Below are 18,019 nucleotides of genomic sequence, written 5' to 3' on the forward strand. Positions count from 1 at the left end.
TTAATTACGTTTTGCAAAGATAATTGTTTTTGCTACGTTATGTGTGTTTTTGCCACGAAGGCACTAAGACACAAAGTTTTTTTTACACATAATTAAAATAATTTCGCAAAGGCGCAGAGTCGCAAAGTTTTGTTAGACTGAGCGAAGTCGAAGTCCCGCAAAGATTGGCAAAATTTTATTTAATAAGTTATTCTATTGTCTTATAAACGAAATTTTTAAACTTCACGCTTCCTTTTCCGATAGAACATAACCCAATTCTTAATCCCAAGAAACCGCTCAAAACATTATGATTGTATCCTGAAACTTCTACCGAATTTTCGATTTTTTTCCAATCTTTTCCGTCAAGACTGTAAAACATATCTACGGTATTTTTGATGTTTTTTAGTTTAAGAAAGACTTTTCGCGAATGCGTATTTTTCTCTGTTGGAAACTGCCATCCTCTCAAATTGGCCAAAATATTATTTTGATCAGCCAAAATTCCAGAGTAATATTTATTATCGTAAAAAAGCGTTAATCCCCCAGTGGCGTCGCCTTCTATTTCCATTTCAACTTCAGCAGAATACGAATGTCCGCCTGGAACAACTACAAGTGGGGCACTGTTTCCTACTCCATCACCTTTTCCTTCAATAGTCAAAATATTATTAGCAACTTTAAATCTTGAAGCTTCTACTCCGCTATAAAATTTCCATTGCGGTTTAAGAGCCGAACCTCCGAAATTGTCACTTAAAGAAAATTCAGGAAGTGTTTTCCCTTCTGGTTTTGCGATTGGTTTATCGGTTTGTATGTTATCTGGAATTTTATACCAACCCTCTTTTGTCCATTCAACAGGTTGCAATAAAGTCTGGCGACCTAAATTGTAATAATCTTTTTCGTAAGCATGAAAAATCATCCACCATTTTCCGTTTGCATCTTCAAAAACGGTGCTGTGGCCTTTTGACCACCATGTTTCAGAACTGCTATTCGTTCTCACAACTGGATTATGTGGCGAATTTTCCCAAGGTCCAAAAGGCGATTTCGATCTTGCCGAAATTACCATATGACTTGTCGCTGGTCCTGCAGTTCCGCCTTCGGCAACCGTTAAATAGTAGTATTCTCCTCGCTTGAATAATTTCGGACCTTCCATACAAAAACATTCAATGCTCCATTCGCGCGGAATTTTCCAACCGTCATAAACATGTTTTAATTCGCTTGTAACTGAAAGGCCATCTTTTGATAAAGCAACATAACCTCCGTTACTGAAATACAAAAATCGGTTTCCTTTATCATCGGTCACATGTCCCGGATCAATATTTCCGATTTTTAAATCTACAGGTTCGCTCCATGGGCCATTTATAGAATCGGCTGTAACTACGAAATTGGTGTTATTCGCAGGAAAATAGATGTAATATTTGTTGTTGTACTTTATCAAATCTGGCGCCCAAACGGCTCCAACGTATTTATGAAGTGCATTTGTTACAGGTTCCCAATTCATTAAATCGGTCGAATGCCAGATTAAAAGTCCAGGATAATAATCGAAAGAAGAATGCACTACATAATAATCTTTCCCGTCACGAAGCAAACTCGGATCTGGATAATCGCCAGCAAAAATTGGATTAGAATATTGGTTTTGTTTTAGCTTTTCTGCTGATTGCGATTGAGAATAACCACAAAATGAAAACAGTACTAAAAAGGTTAGATATATTTTTTTCATGTTTTTGATATATTTTCCAAATATAGTCAAAAAGACTATAAGGTTTTAATTGAAGAGAATTTTGTTGGGTTGTTTCGCAGAGATGCGAGGAGCTTTTTATAGTTCTCGCAAAGAGGCAAGGTCGGAAAGTTTTATTCTAAGCCAACTCTAAACGCACTATTTCATTTCGAGGAACGAGAAATCACACTAGAAATTCCGTAAAGAAATTCATCAATCTTTGTCGATTAACGAGTGTGATTTCTCGTTCCTCGAAATGACAAACTAGAACAAAAAACTTTGAGATCTGGCGTCTTTGCGAGAGCTAAATTCAAAAAAATCTTAGCGAATCTCTGCGAAAATACTCCGCGAATCTCTGTGTAATATTAAAATCTCAAATCTATTGCTTATTTTTGCACTCTAAAATTCATATTAATGACACAGAATCCAAAGAGATATACGATCACGGCGGCATTGCCTTACACCAACGGACCTATTCATATTGGTCACTTGGCGGGAGTTTATGTGCCTGCAGATATATATTCGAGATATTTAAGATTGCAAGGAAAAGATGTAGCATTTATTTGCGGAAGCGATGAGCACGGGGTTGCAATCTCTATGAAAGCCAAAAAAGAAGGAATTACACCACAGCAGGTTATTGATAAATATGATGGAATTATCCGTAAGTCGTTTGAAGATTTCGGAATTTCATTCAACAATTATTCTAGAACTTCGGCTAAAATTCATCACGATACGGCTTCGGAATTCTTTAGAACATTATATGATAAAGGAGATTTTATCGAAGAAGTAACAGAACAATTGTACGATGCAAAAGCAAATCAGTTTTTAGCAGATCGTTTTGTTGTGGGAACTTGCCCAAAATGTGGTAATGACGGAGCTTACGGAGATCAGTGCGAAAATTGCGGTTCTACATTAAACGCAACCGATTTGATCAATCCAAAATCGACAATTACAGGAGAAACTCCGATTTTAAAAGAAACAAAACACTGGTTTTTACCTTTAGACAGATATTCTGATTTCTTAACAGAATGGATTTTAGTCGGACATAAAAACGACTGGAAAACGAACGTTTACGGACAAGTAAAATCTTGGATCGACGCAGGATTAGAACCTCGCGCCGTAACTCGTGACTTAGATTGGGGAATTGATGTTCCTGTTGAAGGTGCTGAAGGCAAAAAACTTTACGTTTGGTTTGATGCGCCAATTGGTTACATTTCTTCTACAAAAGAATGGGCTGCTCGCGAAGGAAAAGATTGGGAACCATATTGGAAAGATGAAGAAACGAAATTGGTTCACTTTATCGGAAAAGACAATATTGTTTTCCATTGTATCATTTTCCCAGCGATGTTAAAAGCGGAAGGAAGCTATATTTTACCAGACAACGTTCCAGCAAATGAGTTCTTGAATTTGGAAGGAAATAAACTTTCGACTTCTAAAAACTGGGCGGTTTGGTTGCACGAATATTTAGAAGAATTCCCAGACAAGCAAGATGTTTTACGTTACGCTTTAACATCAAATGCACCTGAAACAAAAGACAACGATTTTACTTGGAAAGATTTCCAAGCTAGAAATAACAACGAATTAGTTGCTGTTTTCGGAAACTTCGTGAATCGTGTTGTGGTTTTAACCAACAAATATTACGAAGGTCTTATCCCGACTCCAAACGAATTTACAGAAGTTGATGAAGCAACTTTAGCAGAATTAAAAGCATATCCAGCGGTAATTTCTAGTTCTGTTGAACGTTACAGATTCCGTGAAGCTTTGGGCGAATTGATGAATGTTGCTCGTTTAGGAAATAAATATTTAGCAGATGAAGAGCCTTGGAAAGTGATGAAAGACAATCCAGAGCGCGTAAAAACTCAAATGTATGTGGCGTTGCAAATCGTTGCTGCTTTAAGCGTTTTAGCTGAACCATTTTTACCTTTTACAGCTGGCAAATTGTCAAGAATCTTAAATTTAGGTGATTTGAAAGAACACTTTAAAGGATTCAGCAAATTCTTGAAAGAGAATCATCCTGGAGCTACAGATGTTATTTTGGATAAAACATTAGGTTGGAATGATATTTCTGAAAACTCAGATTTAATTCCGGCAGGACATAAAATTGGTGAAGCAGAATTGCTTTTCGCTAAAATCGAAGACGAAGAAATACAAAAACAAATAGATAAATTGGAAGCAACAAAAACAGCTAATCTTGCTGAAAACAAACAAGCTGAACCACAAAAAGATTTAATTCAGTTTGAGGATTTTGCGAAAATGGATATTCGTATCGGAACTATTTTAGAAGCTGAAAAAATGCCAAAAGCAAACAAACTTTTAGTTCTTAAAGTAGATACAGGAATCGATGTTCGTACGATTGTTTCAGGAATTGCTGAGAGTTTTTCTCCAGAAGAAATCATCGGAAAACGAGTTTCTGTTTTAGCAAATTTAGCGCCAAGAGCTTTACGTAGTGTTGAAAGCCAAGGAATGATCTTGATGACAACAAATGCAGAAGGTAAATTAGTTTTCGTAAATCCAGATGCTGATGCACCGAATGGAGCTACTGTAAACTAATATTTTGTAATTTATATTTTCAATCATGTATTACAGAAGAAAAATCTTACTATCTTTGATCCAAGTTTTTGAAGGTGAATTAGAAAAAATTCAACTTCAAAAACTATTATTTCTATATACGCGATCTCGAAAAGAAAAAAAAACATATGATTTCGTACCATATAAAATGGGGTGTTTTTCATTTCAAGCAAATGCAGATTTACTTACGCTAAAAAAGTATGGAATAATTAGCGAGAGTGATAAATCTTGGAAAAAAGAAGATGACACAAACTATTTAAATGAATTAACAAAAGAAGATAAAAAAGTAATTACCGATTTTAGAATAATCTATGCTAATAAAACAAGTGAAGATTTAATTAATCTTACTTATAAAAGATATCCATATTTTGCCATAAATAGTATAATTGCAAAAAATCATTTAAGTGCTTCTGAGATTAAAGATTTAGACAATTATCGTTCTTTTGAAGATGAAATTGTTTTATTTACAATCGGTTATGAGGGTGTATCTTTAGAAAGCTATCTTAATAAACTAATAAAAAATAACATAAAGGTTTTATGTGATGTTAGAAAAAATGCGCTGAGTATGAAGTATGGCTTTAGCAAAAGTCAATTAAAAAACGCATGTAATGGTGTTGGAATAGAATATATTCACATACCCGAAGTAGGAATTGAATCGGATCAAAGACAAGAACTTAAATCCCAAGTCGATTACGATACTCTATTTGAGAAATATAAAGCTACAAACTTAAATGAAACTGTAGATAATCAAATAGAGATTTTGAATCTACTTAAAACTAATAAAAGAATTGCATTAACATGTTTTGAAGCGGATGTCTGTCAATGCCATCGAAAACATTTATCAGAAGCAATAACCAATTTAAAAGAATTCAAATATAAACTAGAGCATTTGTAATTATGCCTGTAAAGAAAATTCTAATAACAGTTACTACTTATCCCTTACCATCAAGAAGTTATGATGAGTTGGTTTGTACCGCTGGTATATTAGAAGATGGAACTTGGATAAGAATTTATCCTGTTCCATTAAGTTTTCTTAAACAGGTCAAAAAAGATACTGGATTCAAAAAATATACTTGGATAGAGTTAGATGTAAAAAAACGAACTGATGACTTTCGTCCTGAAAGCCATTCTCCAAATAACTATGATATAAAAATCATAAATACTTTAGATACAAATAATTTTTGGCAAGAAAGAAAATTTTTCTGTTTAAAAAACATTTACACCAACAGAGATAAACTTATTGATGACTCAAAAGCTCCTAAAAATTTATCTTTGGCAACCTTTAAACCAACAAAAATCACGGGTTTTGAAATTGAAAACGATTCGCGTGAATGGAAAAATGAATGGCTCGAGTTAAGAAAGCAAACAAATTTATTCATGGAAATTGATAGTAATCCCGAAAAGATTATTAGAAAAGCGCCATATAAATTTTATTATTTGTTTGAAGATGATGAAGGCAATTCCAGCAGATTAATGATTGAAGATTGGGAAATTTTCGAATTGTACTGGAACTGTTTGTCAGAAGCTCATAACGACGAAAAAATAGCTCTCGAAAAAGTTAGAAATAAATATTTTGATACTTTTTCTAAAGAACATGAAATCCATTTTTTCTTAGGAACAACTATGCAATGGCATAGAAGGAGATCAAACAATCCTTTTGTGATTATTGGTGTTTTTTATCCGAAAACAAAAGCTCAATATTCTTTGTTTGAATAGAAAAAAATAATGTTTTTCTTACTTTGTATTGTGGTTTTCAAATTTATATTTGTAAGTTTGTTCTGCAAAAAATACCCTTAAGGATTTTTAATTAAAACTTTAAGAGAATGATTAAAGAAAATCAAAAACCGACACATCAAGATGTAATGCCTTCAATGGCAAAATTCCTTTCAGATCTTTGGTATGAAGGAGATTTTAGAGAACAGCCCAGTTATCTAACTGAAATTTTCAACCGAATCCTTGAAACAGATTTGGGAGATGACAAAGATTTAAGATCCAAAATGATGGAATGCATCAAAACCAGTGAAATGCTAGCCGAAACACTCAAACCGTTTTCGGATAGACAAATTCATAAAGCATGCAGTAAAATTCTAGTGGCTTAAAAAATAAAAGCGTGAAATTCTTTATTGATTTCACGCTTTTTTTATTCTACAAATACTCTAAAGCACATTTTTCTTTAAAATTAGTTTTCTTACAAAAAAAATGAGATATTAGCGCCAAAAGTTATTCGAAAAACTGAAAATTATGGAGTTATTAGAAAGTTTGCCAACCTTATTGAAGTCTTTTTGGTATATCGCTATTCCAACAAGTTTAATTTTTCTTATTCAATCCATTATTACCTTTTCGGGTATTGACATTGCCGATGGTTTCGATACCGATTTTGACGCGCATTCGCATGATGGCGGAGATTTTCAGTGGTTCTCACTAAGAAACCTAATCAACTTTCTTTTAGGTTTTAGCTGGACCGGAATTTCATTTTATGCTACAATTGGCGAAAAGCCATGGTTTCTTATTACTTTATCTTTTGTTGTTGGAGTTTTGTTTGTGCTTGTGTTTTTCTTCGTAATCAAACAAGTGCAAAAACTAGCCGAAGACAATTCTTTTAAAATCACAAATACACTCGATAAGACTGCCGAAGTTTACTTGACAATTCCAGAAAACAAAAAAGGAAAAGGCAAAATTATGATCAGCGTTAACGGTGCATATCATGAACTGGAAGCGATGACCGAAAATGATAGAATTCCTTCTGGAAGCGCGGTGAAAGTGATTAAAATCGAAAACAACATTTTAATAGTAGAAAACATTTAACATAAATTATAATGATCAACCCAATTATTTTGATTGCAGTTGCGGCAATCGTTTTATTCGTAACCATTTCGGCATTAATCTCGAGGTACAAAAGATGTCCTTCAGATAAAATCTTAGTTATTTACGGTCGTACAGGTGGAACCTCAGCACGTTGTGTACACGGTGGAGGTGCTTTTATCTGGCCAGTTATTCAGGATTATTCATTTCTGGATTTAAAACCGCTTTCTATCGAAGCCAATTTAACTAATGCATTGAGCCGTCAGAATATTAGAGTTGACGTACCATGTCGTTTTACGATTGCAATTTCTACAGAATCTGACAGTATGAATACAGCTGCTGAAAGATTATTAGGTTTATCATCAGAACAAGTTCAAGAACTGGCAAAAGATATTTTATTTGGTCAATTACGTTTGGTTATTGCAACAATGACTATCGAAGAAATCAACTCTGATCGTGATAAATTCCTTGACAATATTTCTAAAAATGTTGATAGCGAATTGAAAAAAATTGGTTTGAAGTTAATCAACGTAAACGTTACCGATATTAGAGATGAATCGGGTTATATTGAGGCTTTAGGAAAAGAAGCTGCTGCAAAAGCAATCAACGAAGCAAAAATTAGTGTTGCAGAACAAGAAAAAATCGGGGAAATTGGTAAGGCTCTTGCCGATAGAGAAAAAGATACTCAAATCGCAGAAACGCACAGAGATCGTGACGTAAAAATTGCGATTACTCAAAAAGATAAAGAAATTAGTATTGCAACCGCTGCTAAAGATGAAACCATTGGTAAAGCTGAAGCTGCAAGAGACACAAGGGTAAAAACTTCTGAAGCCAATGCGATTGCAATTCAAGGGGAAAACGAGGCAAAAATCGCTATCGCCAATTCTGAAGCTATTCGTAGAGAAAAAGAAGCAGAATCTTTGCGTATTGCAATAGCAGCAGAAAAAGTACAACAAGCAAAAGCATTAGAAGAATCTTATCTTGCAGAGCAAAAAGCCGAGTTGGCTCGTTCTGAAAGAGAACGTTCTACACAAATTGCGAACATTGTAATTCCTGCAGAAATTGCCAAACAAAGAGCTATTATCGAAGCTCAAGCGGCAGCAGAAACAATCAGAGAAAATGCAAAAGGAGAAGCCGACGCTATTTTCGCAAAAATGGAAGCAGAAGCAAAAGGTTTATTCGAAATCTTAACCAAACAAGCAGAAGGTTACAAAGAAGTTGTGGCGGCTGCGGGCGGAGATCCAAGCAAAGCATTTCAGCTTTTATTATTGGAGAAACTTCCTGAATTGGTTAAAACTCAAGTTGAAGCCGTTAAAAATATCAAAATTGACAAAATCACGGTTTGGGATTCTGGAAATGGTCAGGGAGAAAACGGAAATTCTTCTACAGCCAACTTTGTTTCTGGAATGATGAAAACAGTTCCGCCATTAAATGATTTATTCAATATGGCAGGTTTAAATCTCCCAACTTATTTGAAAGGCGAAGATGCTGCTCCCGAAGTTCCTCCAACTATTCAAGTTGAAGAAACAAAAGAGTAAAAGGCTTCTTTTTTAAAATAAAAAAAAGCGTGAATCAGATTAACATTTTAATTGATTTGCGCTTTTGCTTTTATAATAACAGAAAGTATTTAGATTTGCACAAAAATCTTTAATACAATACATCTCAAATAATTGCGAATGCCCAAAAAACTATTCCTTGCTGCACTATTACTTTTTAGTTTAATTTCATTTTCACAGGAACTTGTATATTATACATCACTGGAATTAAAAAAGCATCGCGATGTTCTTCCAATTGTAAACAATGATAAAGAAGTGACTTTATTTGTTAGTGATAAGATCAAAGTCAAAGCAATACGCTTAAATGAAAAAATGCAGATTATTGATAGTATTTCTAGCGAAAGACCTGATAAGAAAAAATTTGCCGAAATGATTGGATATAATTCAACCAATTCTAATGCAAGGCTATTTTGGGCATCTAAAGACCGAAGCTTAGTCATTTCTCAATTTTATGATTTTAAAACCCGAAAGATCTCAACACAGGAATTGACTTTACTTATCCAGAACGAGCAGGTTTTGCAAGGTTTTAGTTCCAATGATAAATTTTTTATCTTAACAATAGTAAAAGAAACCAGTACCTTAAAGCTTCATGTTTTTGATCAAGATGGATATCACGAAACAAAAACAATTGACTTAAGCAATTTCCGTTTCTATAAAAAAGACTATACAAAAACGAACCTATACGGTATCTTTGAAGAAAGTGTGCTAGCTTTTGAAGCTCCGTTTTCACTACAAAATATTAATTCAGAAACACCGACTTCTATTACAGACGGAGCCAAAAAAAGAAAATGTTATGTCGATAATGACGAACTGATTATAACACTTGACTCTAATGTAGATTACACACAAATTTTTATAATAGATTTAAAGAACTACACGGCGAAAGAAAAAATCATAAACAAAACCATTATTATGAATGAAAATCGTGCAACTTTAAATTCAAATTCCTTTTATTTTGATAAAAAATTATATCAGATGAAAAGCTCCCCTAATTCTTTTTTCTTTGCGATAAAAGATTTTGACGGAAATGTTCTGAGAGAATATCATGTAACACCAGACACTCCTATTGATTTCAAAAATTCAGAAATCTATCAAGAAGGCGGTGATTTTGGAGGAAAAAGAATTTTAGAAACTAGTTCGCAGTTTATTAGAAAAGTAAACAAACTAAATTCTGGAATTTCATGCTATACTATTGGTGATAATACATTAATCACACTTGGAAGTGTTTCTGAATTAAAACAAGGGAGTTCTCCAATATTTATTGGTGGCGGATTGGTAGGAATTGCCGCTTCGGCTGTTGCTGGGGCAACAATGGCATATTACAATTCGACAATGAATAATTTTAATTCTTATTCAAATAGAAAAGTAGTAAAAATAGAATGTTTGTTTGATAAAGATAATAATCATCTAAAAAATGAATTACAACCATTGGCTTTCGATAAAATCAGAACCTTTTTTGATGACACTACAGACGTTTCTTCTCAAACATTATTCAGAGTGCAATCATCATACTATTTAGGTTATTATGATAATAAAACAAAAGAATACATTATTAGAAAATTTGTTGATTAACCATAACCAACAAAGTCCATATAACTTCGAAAAGCGTGAATCAATTAAACATTTAATTGATTCACGCTTTTTGCTTTAATCTATTTGAAACTTTTAGTATTGATAAAAAAGTAAGATATTCGCTAAAAATATAAAAAATGATTAAATTATATAAATTACTCTTACTCGCTTTAATTTTTCAATCCTGTAATTCAAACCAGCAAACTCCCGAAATAGTTGTTAAAAAACAAGCAACTGTGCTTTCAAAAAATTCCGAATTTGATTTAGCAAAAATTACTTTTAAAGAGAACCCATCTAAACTTTATTCTCAAAACATATTAAACCCAAACGATGTTTCTTATGATGCTAAACGAGATGGGAAATTGACAGATGAAATGCTTCAATATAAAATTAGTACTACAATTACTGATTTTATGGATATTGACATTCCTAAAAATTTTGGATATCTTTATAGAAGCCCAGAATTAGACAGTATCGCAAGATTTGAAAACATTTATTTCAATTCACTTTCTTTACTAACTAATAGTAATAAGAAACCAATAGCATTATACGCTGAAACCACTTTTACAACAGAAAAAGAAAGCAAGAAAAAGCTGGATGAAATAACAAAAAAACTTGGTAATCCCAAACATTCTTATTCTATTGGCAATGATTTCGATCAACGTTCCTACGAATGGGTTTTATCTGATAGAACTATTCAAATTCAGACATCATTTGGTTTTAGCATGTCTGTAAGCTCGGACGGTAATAATAGTAATGGAAAATATTACATATTGGATATATTAATTGTGGAAAATAAAAACAAAGAAGAACTCTATAACGCACACAAATATGAATTCCCGGATAAGATATTATTTGAAGGGAAATATCATAGTTATAAAGAATTTCAATTTGAAAAAAACACTGTTTTCGAAGATAATTTTCTTTTAAACTCAGCTAATGAAGCCAACTTAAAAGTAAAATATGGAATACAAGATATCTCATTAGAAAATGTCGATCAAACAACTACAAAACCAACTGCTGAATTTAACTAATAAAAAATCTTCATAAATTAAAATAGGTAAAGACCATCTGTTTATTTTTGAATATTAAACAGATCAGTTTTTAGAATTTAAAGAACACCTCATGAAACTCACCAAACCAAGATTAGCGCTAATCTGCGGTATACTTTGTATTTCAATTTTTCCAATCTTGGTAAAATTACGTTTAACTCCAGGACTAATTTCGGCATTTTACCGAATGGCTTTTGCAGTTACTTTACTTTTACCTTATGTCATTATTACAGGGAACTTTAAACTTCCAAAACCAAAATTTTTAATTTTAGCAGCACTTTGTGGCGTTATATTCTCGTCGGATGTTGCCGTTTGGAATATCGCCATTCAGGAATCAAGCGCGACACAAGCTTCGCTTTTGACGAATTTATCTCCAGTTTGGGTCGGAATTGGCTCGTTTTTCTTTTTGAAAGTTCGTCCGGCTACTAATTTTTGGATCGGAACTGTAGTTTCACTTTTCGGAATGATCACTTTAGTTGGTTTTGAGTTTTTTGTGGATTTGAACTTTGATAAAGCGTTTCTTTTTGCGGTTTTATCCGGAATCTTATATTCGATTTATCTTTTAATCAGCAAAAATGTTTTATCTCAAGTTGATGTACTTTCGTTTATGACAATCAGTTTAATGGCTTCAAGCATTTATTTGGGAGTTTTATGTTATTCGTTAAACGAACCTTTCACTGGATTTTCAAATACTGGCTGGTTTGTTTTGGTTTTGCAAGCTGTAATTTGTCAATTGTGCGCTTGGCTTTCGATTAGTTTTGCCACACAACACATGCGTGCGACAAGAGTTTCGTTAAGTTTATTAAGTCAAGCTGTAATTACATCGATTTTAGCTTGGTTGTTTTTGGAAGAAAAAATAACTTTACAAATGGTTTTCGGTGGAATCGTTCTCCTTTTCGGAATCCGAATTACTTTTTACGATAAAACTATTTCTTTGAAACGATTATTTTCTAAAAGCTAAAAGAAAGTTTCTCGCAGATTACACAGATTGAGCAGATTTATTTTTTTATCTTAACAGAAATTAATCCGAGTAAAAAAATTAGTGAAATTACTTCATCACTTCTAAAAATCAATTATCTGATTAGCTATAATTCGTGAATTCGTGGCTAATAAAACTTGAAACAAAAAACACCATGTTACATAAAACTAAAATACCAAACCTAAAAGTAATCGCATTTGATGCCGATGATACTTTGTTTGTAAACGAACCATATTTCCAAGAAACCGAACATAAATTTTGCGCTTTGATGGAAGATTATCTTTCGCATCAAGGCATTTCGCAGGAATTATTCAAAATCGAAATCGCTAATCTTCCTTTGTACGGTTACGGAATTAAAGGCTATATTCTTTCGATGATTGAGGCTGCGATGAACATTTCAAACAATACAATTCCGGTTGAAGTGATTGAGAAAATCATTCAATACGGAAAAGAACTGCTTGAAAAACCAATCGAACTTCTAGACGGAATTGAAGATACACTTCAAGCCTTAAAAGGAAAATACAAATTGGTCGTGGCTACAAAAGGCGATTTGAAAGATCAGCACAGTAAATTGCATCGTTCTGGTTTAGGACATTATTTTCATCATATCGAAGTAATGTCAGACAAACAAGAAATTGATTATCAAAAACTGCTTGGCCGTTTAGACATTCAAGCGCATGAGTTTTTGATGATCGGAAATTCATTAAAATCAGATGTTCTGCCAGTTTTAGGAATTGGCGGTTATGCCGTTCATATTCCGTTTCATACAACTTGGGAACACGAAAAAATCAATCATACTATAGAACACGAGCATTTTAGTTCATTTGAAACTATCGCAGAAGTGGTTCCGAATTTATTATAATGAAAACACTTTTAGACTTAGAAAATTGGAATAGAAAAGAGCATTTTGCGCATTTCAAACAAATGGAAGAACCTTTTTTTGGCGCTACTGTAGAAATTGATTGCACCAAAGCATATCAAACTGCAAAAAGCTTGAACGCTTCTTTCTTCATTTTCTATTTGCATAAAACATTGGCGGCAGTAAATGCCATTGAGAATTTTAGATACCGAATTTCAGAAAACCAGATTTATATTAACGATCGTGTCGATGCGTCGGCAACAATTGGTCGGGAAGATGGCACTTTTGGGTTTTCTTTAATTGAATATCATCCCGATTTTAAAACATTTGAGCAAATTGCATTAACTGAAATTGAACGTATTCAAAACACAACAGGACTTTTCACGAGATCTTTTGATGATGATAATCTCATTCATTTCTCGGCAATTCCGTGGTTGAATTTTAGTTCCATCACCCATGCCCGCAGTTTCACCTATCCAGACAGCTGTCCGAAAATTTCGTTTGGAAAAATGATGGTTTCTGAAACTGGAAAAAGAACGATGTCGATGGCTGTTTATGTGCATCACGGTTTAATGGACGGAATGCATCTTGGTCAATTTGTAGATCTTTTTCAAAAGCTTATGAATCAATAAAAGAAGCGGAATAATTTGCAACTAAAACACATGAAACGAATTTTTCTTTTTTTGTTTTTAATCTCCAATACTGTTTTGTTTAGTCAGACAGTATTGACTTCTTATGCAATCGATTTAAAAAACAAAATAGATCAATCGGAAATCATGACTGGCGAAAATACGGTTACCCATGATGTATTTGTTTTTGTAGCCAGCGCAGACAGTCTTTCCATATTAAAATACAATAGCGCTTTATTCTTAAGAGATAAATTTGTTACAAACCGTCAATTTGTAGAGAACAAATCTTTGATGGGCTATAGTTTTAGCGAAGACGGAAATCCTACTTTATATTGGTTTTCGAGAGAAGAAAAATCAATTATTTTGATTAAATATTATCTGGAAAACAAAACTACTAGAGCGCTAAAATTTCCAATTCCGCTTGACGATAAATTTATATTAACGAACTACCAGAAAGACAATAATTTCTATCTGTTAATGAAAGAAAAGACAAAAGAAGCATTGACCGCTTTTGTTTTTAAAAACGGAATCGCTCAAGAGAGGTTTCTAGATTTTAGTTCTTTCAAATTTATAGACCGTAAAACCCAGCCCAAAACATTCAGTCAAATCTTGAATGAAAATCCGATAGAAAAAATGGATTCTGGCGAATATAATCCGCTATACAAAGTAACTGCCAAAAGTAAACTTTACACCCTTCCAAACCGTTTGATTCTAACTTTCGATCAAAGTTTTAGAAAAACCCAATTGTTTGATATTGATTTAGATAGTTTAGGAATAAAAGAAAAAACGTTTATGAAACCTGTTGGAGAGAAAAATCCAAAAACGTCCAACTCTTTTTACCACGAAAATAAATTGTATCAAATCAATGTTAACGCTGACGAACTGTTGTTTGACATTAAAGATTATGAATCTGGCAAATCCGTAAAAACATTTGCCGTTTCAAAAAACGATACAATCCGTTTTAGTAATTCGCCTTTATTGATGCAGATTGAAGATCGTGAACCTCGAAAATTGAAGAATACAGCAAAATTTTTAAAAGCATTGTCTTCTCTTGATTCAGGACTTTCGGTTTATAAAAATCAAAACAATCTTTTTATCACTTTAGGAGGAACGGGCAGCACTTTGAAAACAATGTCTATGAATGGTTTTAATTTTAATGACCCTTTTGGCGATTTCCCTTCAAACAGTTATTACAATGTGGAGAGCAATTATTCTGTGTTTTTTGAAAGTGTCTGGACCAAAAAGTTAGATTTAACCCACGAAACCCACGAACCTTTTACTTCTGATAAAATCTTTTACTTTTTAGATTCTCACAAAGAAACCACTCTCCCAAATACACTTAAACTAAGCAATTACAGCATTTTAAGTTATTATGATATTGTTGCAAAACAACTTGTTCTGCGCAAATTTACCGACGGATTAAATTAAAACAAATTACTTTATTACCCCTATTTTTCAACCTACCCTATTTTAATAGTTTTTTGATCCCTAAAGAAGGTTTTTACTTACAATTTATTGTTGTTTTGAATAAAATTTAAACAGGAAAACAATGAAAAAAGTTGTAATGACTCTCGCATTTGCTTTAGCTTTAACTGGAGTACATGCGCAAACAGAAAAAAATAGCAGTTTTAATAAATGGTCTGTAGATTTAGGCGCAGGTTTTAACAAACCTCAACGTCCATTTAATAATGGATATGTTACTAACTTTTTTAGTCCGTGGACTGGTGATTTAGGTGTTCGTTATATGTTGAACAACAAATTTGGTTTAAAAGTAGATTTTGGATACAACAGTTACACCGCAAAAGGCAGCTCGATTGATTTTGATTCAAAATATTATAGAGCAGATTTACAAGCGGTTGCTAACTTAGGTCGCATCATGAATTTTGAAACTTGGACAAATCGCATTGGGTTATTAGGACATGCTGGTTTTGGATTTGCCCAATTAACAAGCGATAATTTTAAAGAAGAGGATCGAATGGGCAACTTTATTGCTGGTGTAACTGGACAAATTAGATTGTCAGACAGAGTTGCTTTAATCGGTGACTTATCGACTATTCTAAACGCATCTCAAGATCACACTTTTAACGGAACGCCTATTGTAGGTTCTAGAGGTTTTTCTGGATTAGTTTTCAATGGAACTGTTGGTTTAAATATTTACTTAGGAAAAAATGCAAAACATGCAGACTGGGTAGTAATAACTAACGAGAACAGTGATATTTCATTTTTAGAAAACAAAATTTCAGATCTTGAAGCTCAAATCAAGAAGATCCCTGCACAGAAAGAAGTAATTGTTGAAAAACAGATCAATAATACACAACCAGCAGATAATGATTTGATCAAAAAAATGATTAATGATAAATACTACAGTGTGTATTTTGATTTCAATAAAACAACTCCAATCGAAAACTCAACAGCCGCGATTGATGTAGTTTTAACCTACTTAAGAAAAAATCCTTCAGCTTCTCTTGACCTTGTAGGCTATGCTGACCAAGTTGGAAAAGCAGAATACAATGAAAAACTTTCTAATCTTAGAGCAACAAACGTAAAAACTATTTTCGAAAAAGCAGGAATTGCTTCTTCTCGTTTAAATGTTGTTGGGAATGGTGCTGATATATCAATTCAAAAAGATTCTGATGAAGCGAGAAGATTAGCTAGAAGAGTTACTTTTAATGTAAAATAATTACCTTTCATATAACTTGATTCACAAGCTCTTAAGAAAAAATCTTAAGGGCTTTTTTTATGCCAGAAATAGAAGCTTACAGAAAATCTCATAAAATTTGGAATAAATTTTGATGAAATTTCATTTATGAAAAAACTGCTACTCCTTTCTCTCTTGTTTTTTAACATAGTTCTATTTTGCCAAACAGTCTTAAACTCTTTGCCATTAAATCTAAATAATTTGTCAAAGACCCAAATTCTAAATGTTGAAGATGAAAAAAACAAAGACATTTATGCCATTGCATGGGATAATACAGCCATAAACATCTTAAAATACAATAAATCTGTATTCTTAACAAGCAAATTTACAGATTCGATAAGAAACGAAGCAAATCGAAATCTGATGGGATGTACTATTAGTCCAGAAAAAAAACCAACCTTGTATTGGATTTCACCAAACAATAAGAACATTCTAATTAACACATACGATTTGGAGAATAAGACATCTAAATCTTTAAATTTTGATTTCCCAAAAAATCACGATTACATTATAAATTATTTCCAACAGAATAATACCTTTTATGTACTTGGAAAAGAAAAAGACTTTGAGCATCTTCTTCTTTACAAATTTGAAGACCAGAAGTGTGAAATTAGAATGCTTGATTTTTCTTCCTTTGCTTTCACATATCAAGGCAATATAAAGACTTCTTTTAATGCGCTTATCAAATACTATCCAATCAAAAAAATGGAATCGGGTGTTCTTAATCCTCTTGACCTTGCCTCAAAAACAAGTAAATTCTATGTCGTTGATGACCGTCTTATTTTGACATTTGATAATGGTTTAACTAAAACTCAGGCTTATGAAATTAATCTGAATACTGGCGCTTTAAACGAAAAAATCTTTAGCAAGCCTGTTCCCGAAAACCCATTTCAAACGTCCAATTCATTTTATAACGAAAAAAAGCTGTTCCAAATCATGGCAAACAAAGACGAACTTGTCTTGGAAATAAAAGATTTTGATTCTGGAAACACAATTAAGAATTTCACCTTTTCAAAAAATGATAGTATTCCGTTTAAAAACTCTTCTTTCTTTGTTCAAATTAATGATAGAAAACCTCAGCAGTTAAAAACCACTGCCAAATTTCTCAAAAATTTAGAAGGGCTTACTGCTGGAATTTCTATTGTTAAAAACAAAAAAAACAGTTTTATTACTTTTAGTGGCTTTGGAGAAGCTACATCCTACTATTATTACTCTGAAAATCCTAATGATTTTGGAATTCGTGATTATTATACATTGAGTAAAATGGTCTATTTTGATGCTATGCTAAACGAAAATTTAGATTTTATAAGCGACAAACAATCCGAACCATTGGCAATGGATAATTTATTTTACTTTTTAAATACCCATAAAAACATCAAATTGTATGATGCTTTAGATTTAAAGACTTATCGTATTTTGAACTACTATGACGAGACTTCCAAGCAGTTTGTGATGCGAAAATTTATGGATGGTTTTATGATGGGAGATACTGGAAATCCAATTATAGATAAGTCTACATTTTCAAACCCTGCTTCTTTTCAGAAAATTAATTAAATGTCTTTCGGGGTTTCAAAAAAATAAAAATGAATAATTTTTCTTAATTTTACAAAAAAGACA

General features: G+C 32.7%; 15 protein-coding genes. 14 read left to right on the forward strand and 1 reads right to left on the reverse strand.

What is annotated here, in order from left to right; translation table 11 throughout:
* Positions 1-187: 187 nt before the first annotated feature.
* Positions 188-1,690 (reverse strand): family 43 glycosylhydrolase, encoded by a 1,503-nt coding sequence (locus QLQ96_RS04280; protein WP_482494961.1) that lies wholly within the window; start codon positions 1,688-1,690, stop codon positions 188-190.
* A 411-nt stretch (positions 1,691-2,101) separates the two neighbouring features.
* Between QLQ96_RS04280 and metG the strand changes: the two genes are divergently transcribed.
* The 14 genes from metG to QLQ96_RS04350 all read left to right on the forward strand — a co-directional run bounded on the left by metG (position 2,102) and on the right by QLQ96_RS04350 (position 17,956).
* Positions 2,102-4,237, forward strand: a complete 2,136-nt coding sequence (metG, locus tag QLQ96_RS04285; RefSeq protein ID WP_482494963.1) for a methionine--tRNA ligase — start codon at positions 2,102-2,104, stop codon at positions 4,235-4,237.
* Positions 4,238-4,262: 25 nt separating this feature from the next.
* The gene (locus QLQ96_RS04290) at positions 4,263-5,150 is read left to right on the forward strand and encodes a DUF488 domain-containing protein (RefSeq protein WP_482494964.1); all 888 of its coding nucleotides are present in this window, start codon (positions 4,263-4,265) and stop codon (positions 5,148-5,150) included.
* A gap of 2 nt (positions 5,151-5,152) precedes the next feature.
* Positions 5,153-5,971 (forward strand): hypothetical protein, encoded by an 819-nt coding sequence (locus QLQ96_RS04295; RefSeq protein ID WP_482494966.1) that lies wholly within the window; start codon positions 5,153-5,155, stop codon positions 5,969-5,971.
* Positions 5,972-6,078: 107 nt separating this feature from the next.
* Positions 6,079-6,354: a hypothetical protein gene (locus QLQ96_RS04300; RefSeq protein ID WP_482494967.1), complete on the forward strand. Its 276-nt coding sequence runs from the start codon at positions 6,079-6,081 to the stop codon at positions 6,352-6,354.
* Between the two features lie 142 nt (positions 6,355-6,496).
* Positions 6,497-7,060 carry an NfeD family protein gene (locus tag QLQ96_RS04305; RefSeq protein ID WP_482494968.1) on the forward strand — a complete coding sequence of 188 codons (564 nt, stop codon included), beginning with the start codon at positions 6,497-6,499 and terminating at the stop codon, positions 7,058-7,060.
* A gap of 11 nt (positions 7,061-7,071) precedes the next feature.
* Positions 7,072-8,595 carry a flotillin family protein gene (locus tag QLQ96_RS04310; RefSeq protein ID WP_482494970.1) on the forward strand — a complete coding sequence of 508 codons (1,524 nt, stop codon included), beginning with the start codon at positions 7,072-7,074 and terminating at the stop codon, positions 8,593-8,595.
* Between the two features lie 138 nt (positions 8,596-8,733).
* Positions 8,734-10,185 carry a hypothetical protein gene (locus tag QLQ96_RS04315; RefSeq protein ID WP_482494971.1) on the forward strand — a complete coding sequence of 484 codons (1,452 nt, stop codon included), beginning with the start codon at positions 8,734-8,736 and terminating at the stop codon, positions 10,183-10,185.
* A gap of 137 nt (positions 10,186-10,322) precedes the next feature.
* A complete protein-coding gene (locus QLQ96_RS04320) occupies positions 10,323-11,219 on the forward strand; it encodes a hypothetical protein (protein ID WP_482494973.1) in 897 nt (298 codons plus the stop codon).
* A 91-nt stretch (positions 11,220-11,310) separates the two neighbouring features.
* Positions 11,311-12,198 carry a DMT family transporter gene (locus QLQ96_RS04325; protein WP_482494974.1) on the forward strand — a complete coding sequence of 296 codons (888 nt, stop codon included), beginning with the start codon at positions 11,311-11,313 and terminating at the stop codon, positions 12,196-12,198.
* 172 nt (positions 12,199-12,370) lie between these two features.
* The gene (locus tag QLQ96_RS04330; RefSeq protein ID WP_482494976.1) at positions 12,371-13,078 is read left to right on the forward strand and encodes an HAD family hydrolase; all 708 of its coding nucleotides are present in this window, start codon (positions 12,371-12,373) and stop codon (positions 13,076-13,078) included.
* On the forward strand, positions 13,078-13,707 hold the full coding sequence (locus QLQ96_RS04335; protein ID WP_482494977.1) for a CatA-like O-acetyltransferase: 630 nt from the start codon (positions 13,078-13,080) through the stop codon (positions 13,705-13,707). Before QLQ96_RS04330 ends, QLQ96_RS04335 begins: the two co-directional genes overlap by 1 nt.
* Positions 13,708-13,737: 30 nt before the next feature.
* Positions 13,738-15,132 carry a hypothetical protein gene (locus QLQ96_RS04340; RefSeq protein ID WP_482494979.1) on the forward strand — a complete coding sequence of 465 codons (1,395 nt, stop codon included), beginning with the start codon at positions 13,738-13,740 and terminating at the stop codon, positions 15,130-15,132.
* Positions 15,133-15,253: 121 nt separating this feature from the next.
* A complete protein-coding gene (locus QLQ96_RS04345; RefSeq protein WP_482494981.1) occupies positions 15,254-16,384 on the forward strand; it encodes an OmpA family protein in 1,131 nt (376 codons plus the stop codon).
* Positions 16,385-16,603: 219 nt separating this feature from the next.
* Positions 16,604-17,956, forward strand: coding sequence for a hypothetical protein (locus QLQ96_RS04350; RefSeq protein ID WP_482494982.1), 1,353 nt, complete (start codon positions 16,604-16,606; stop codon positions 17,954-17,956).
* The last annotated feature ends 63 nt before the right edge of the window (positions 17,957-18,019 follow it).

The organism is Flavobacterium sp. B167r (genome assembly GCF_056824315.1).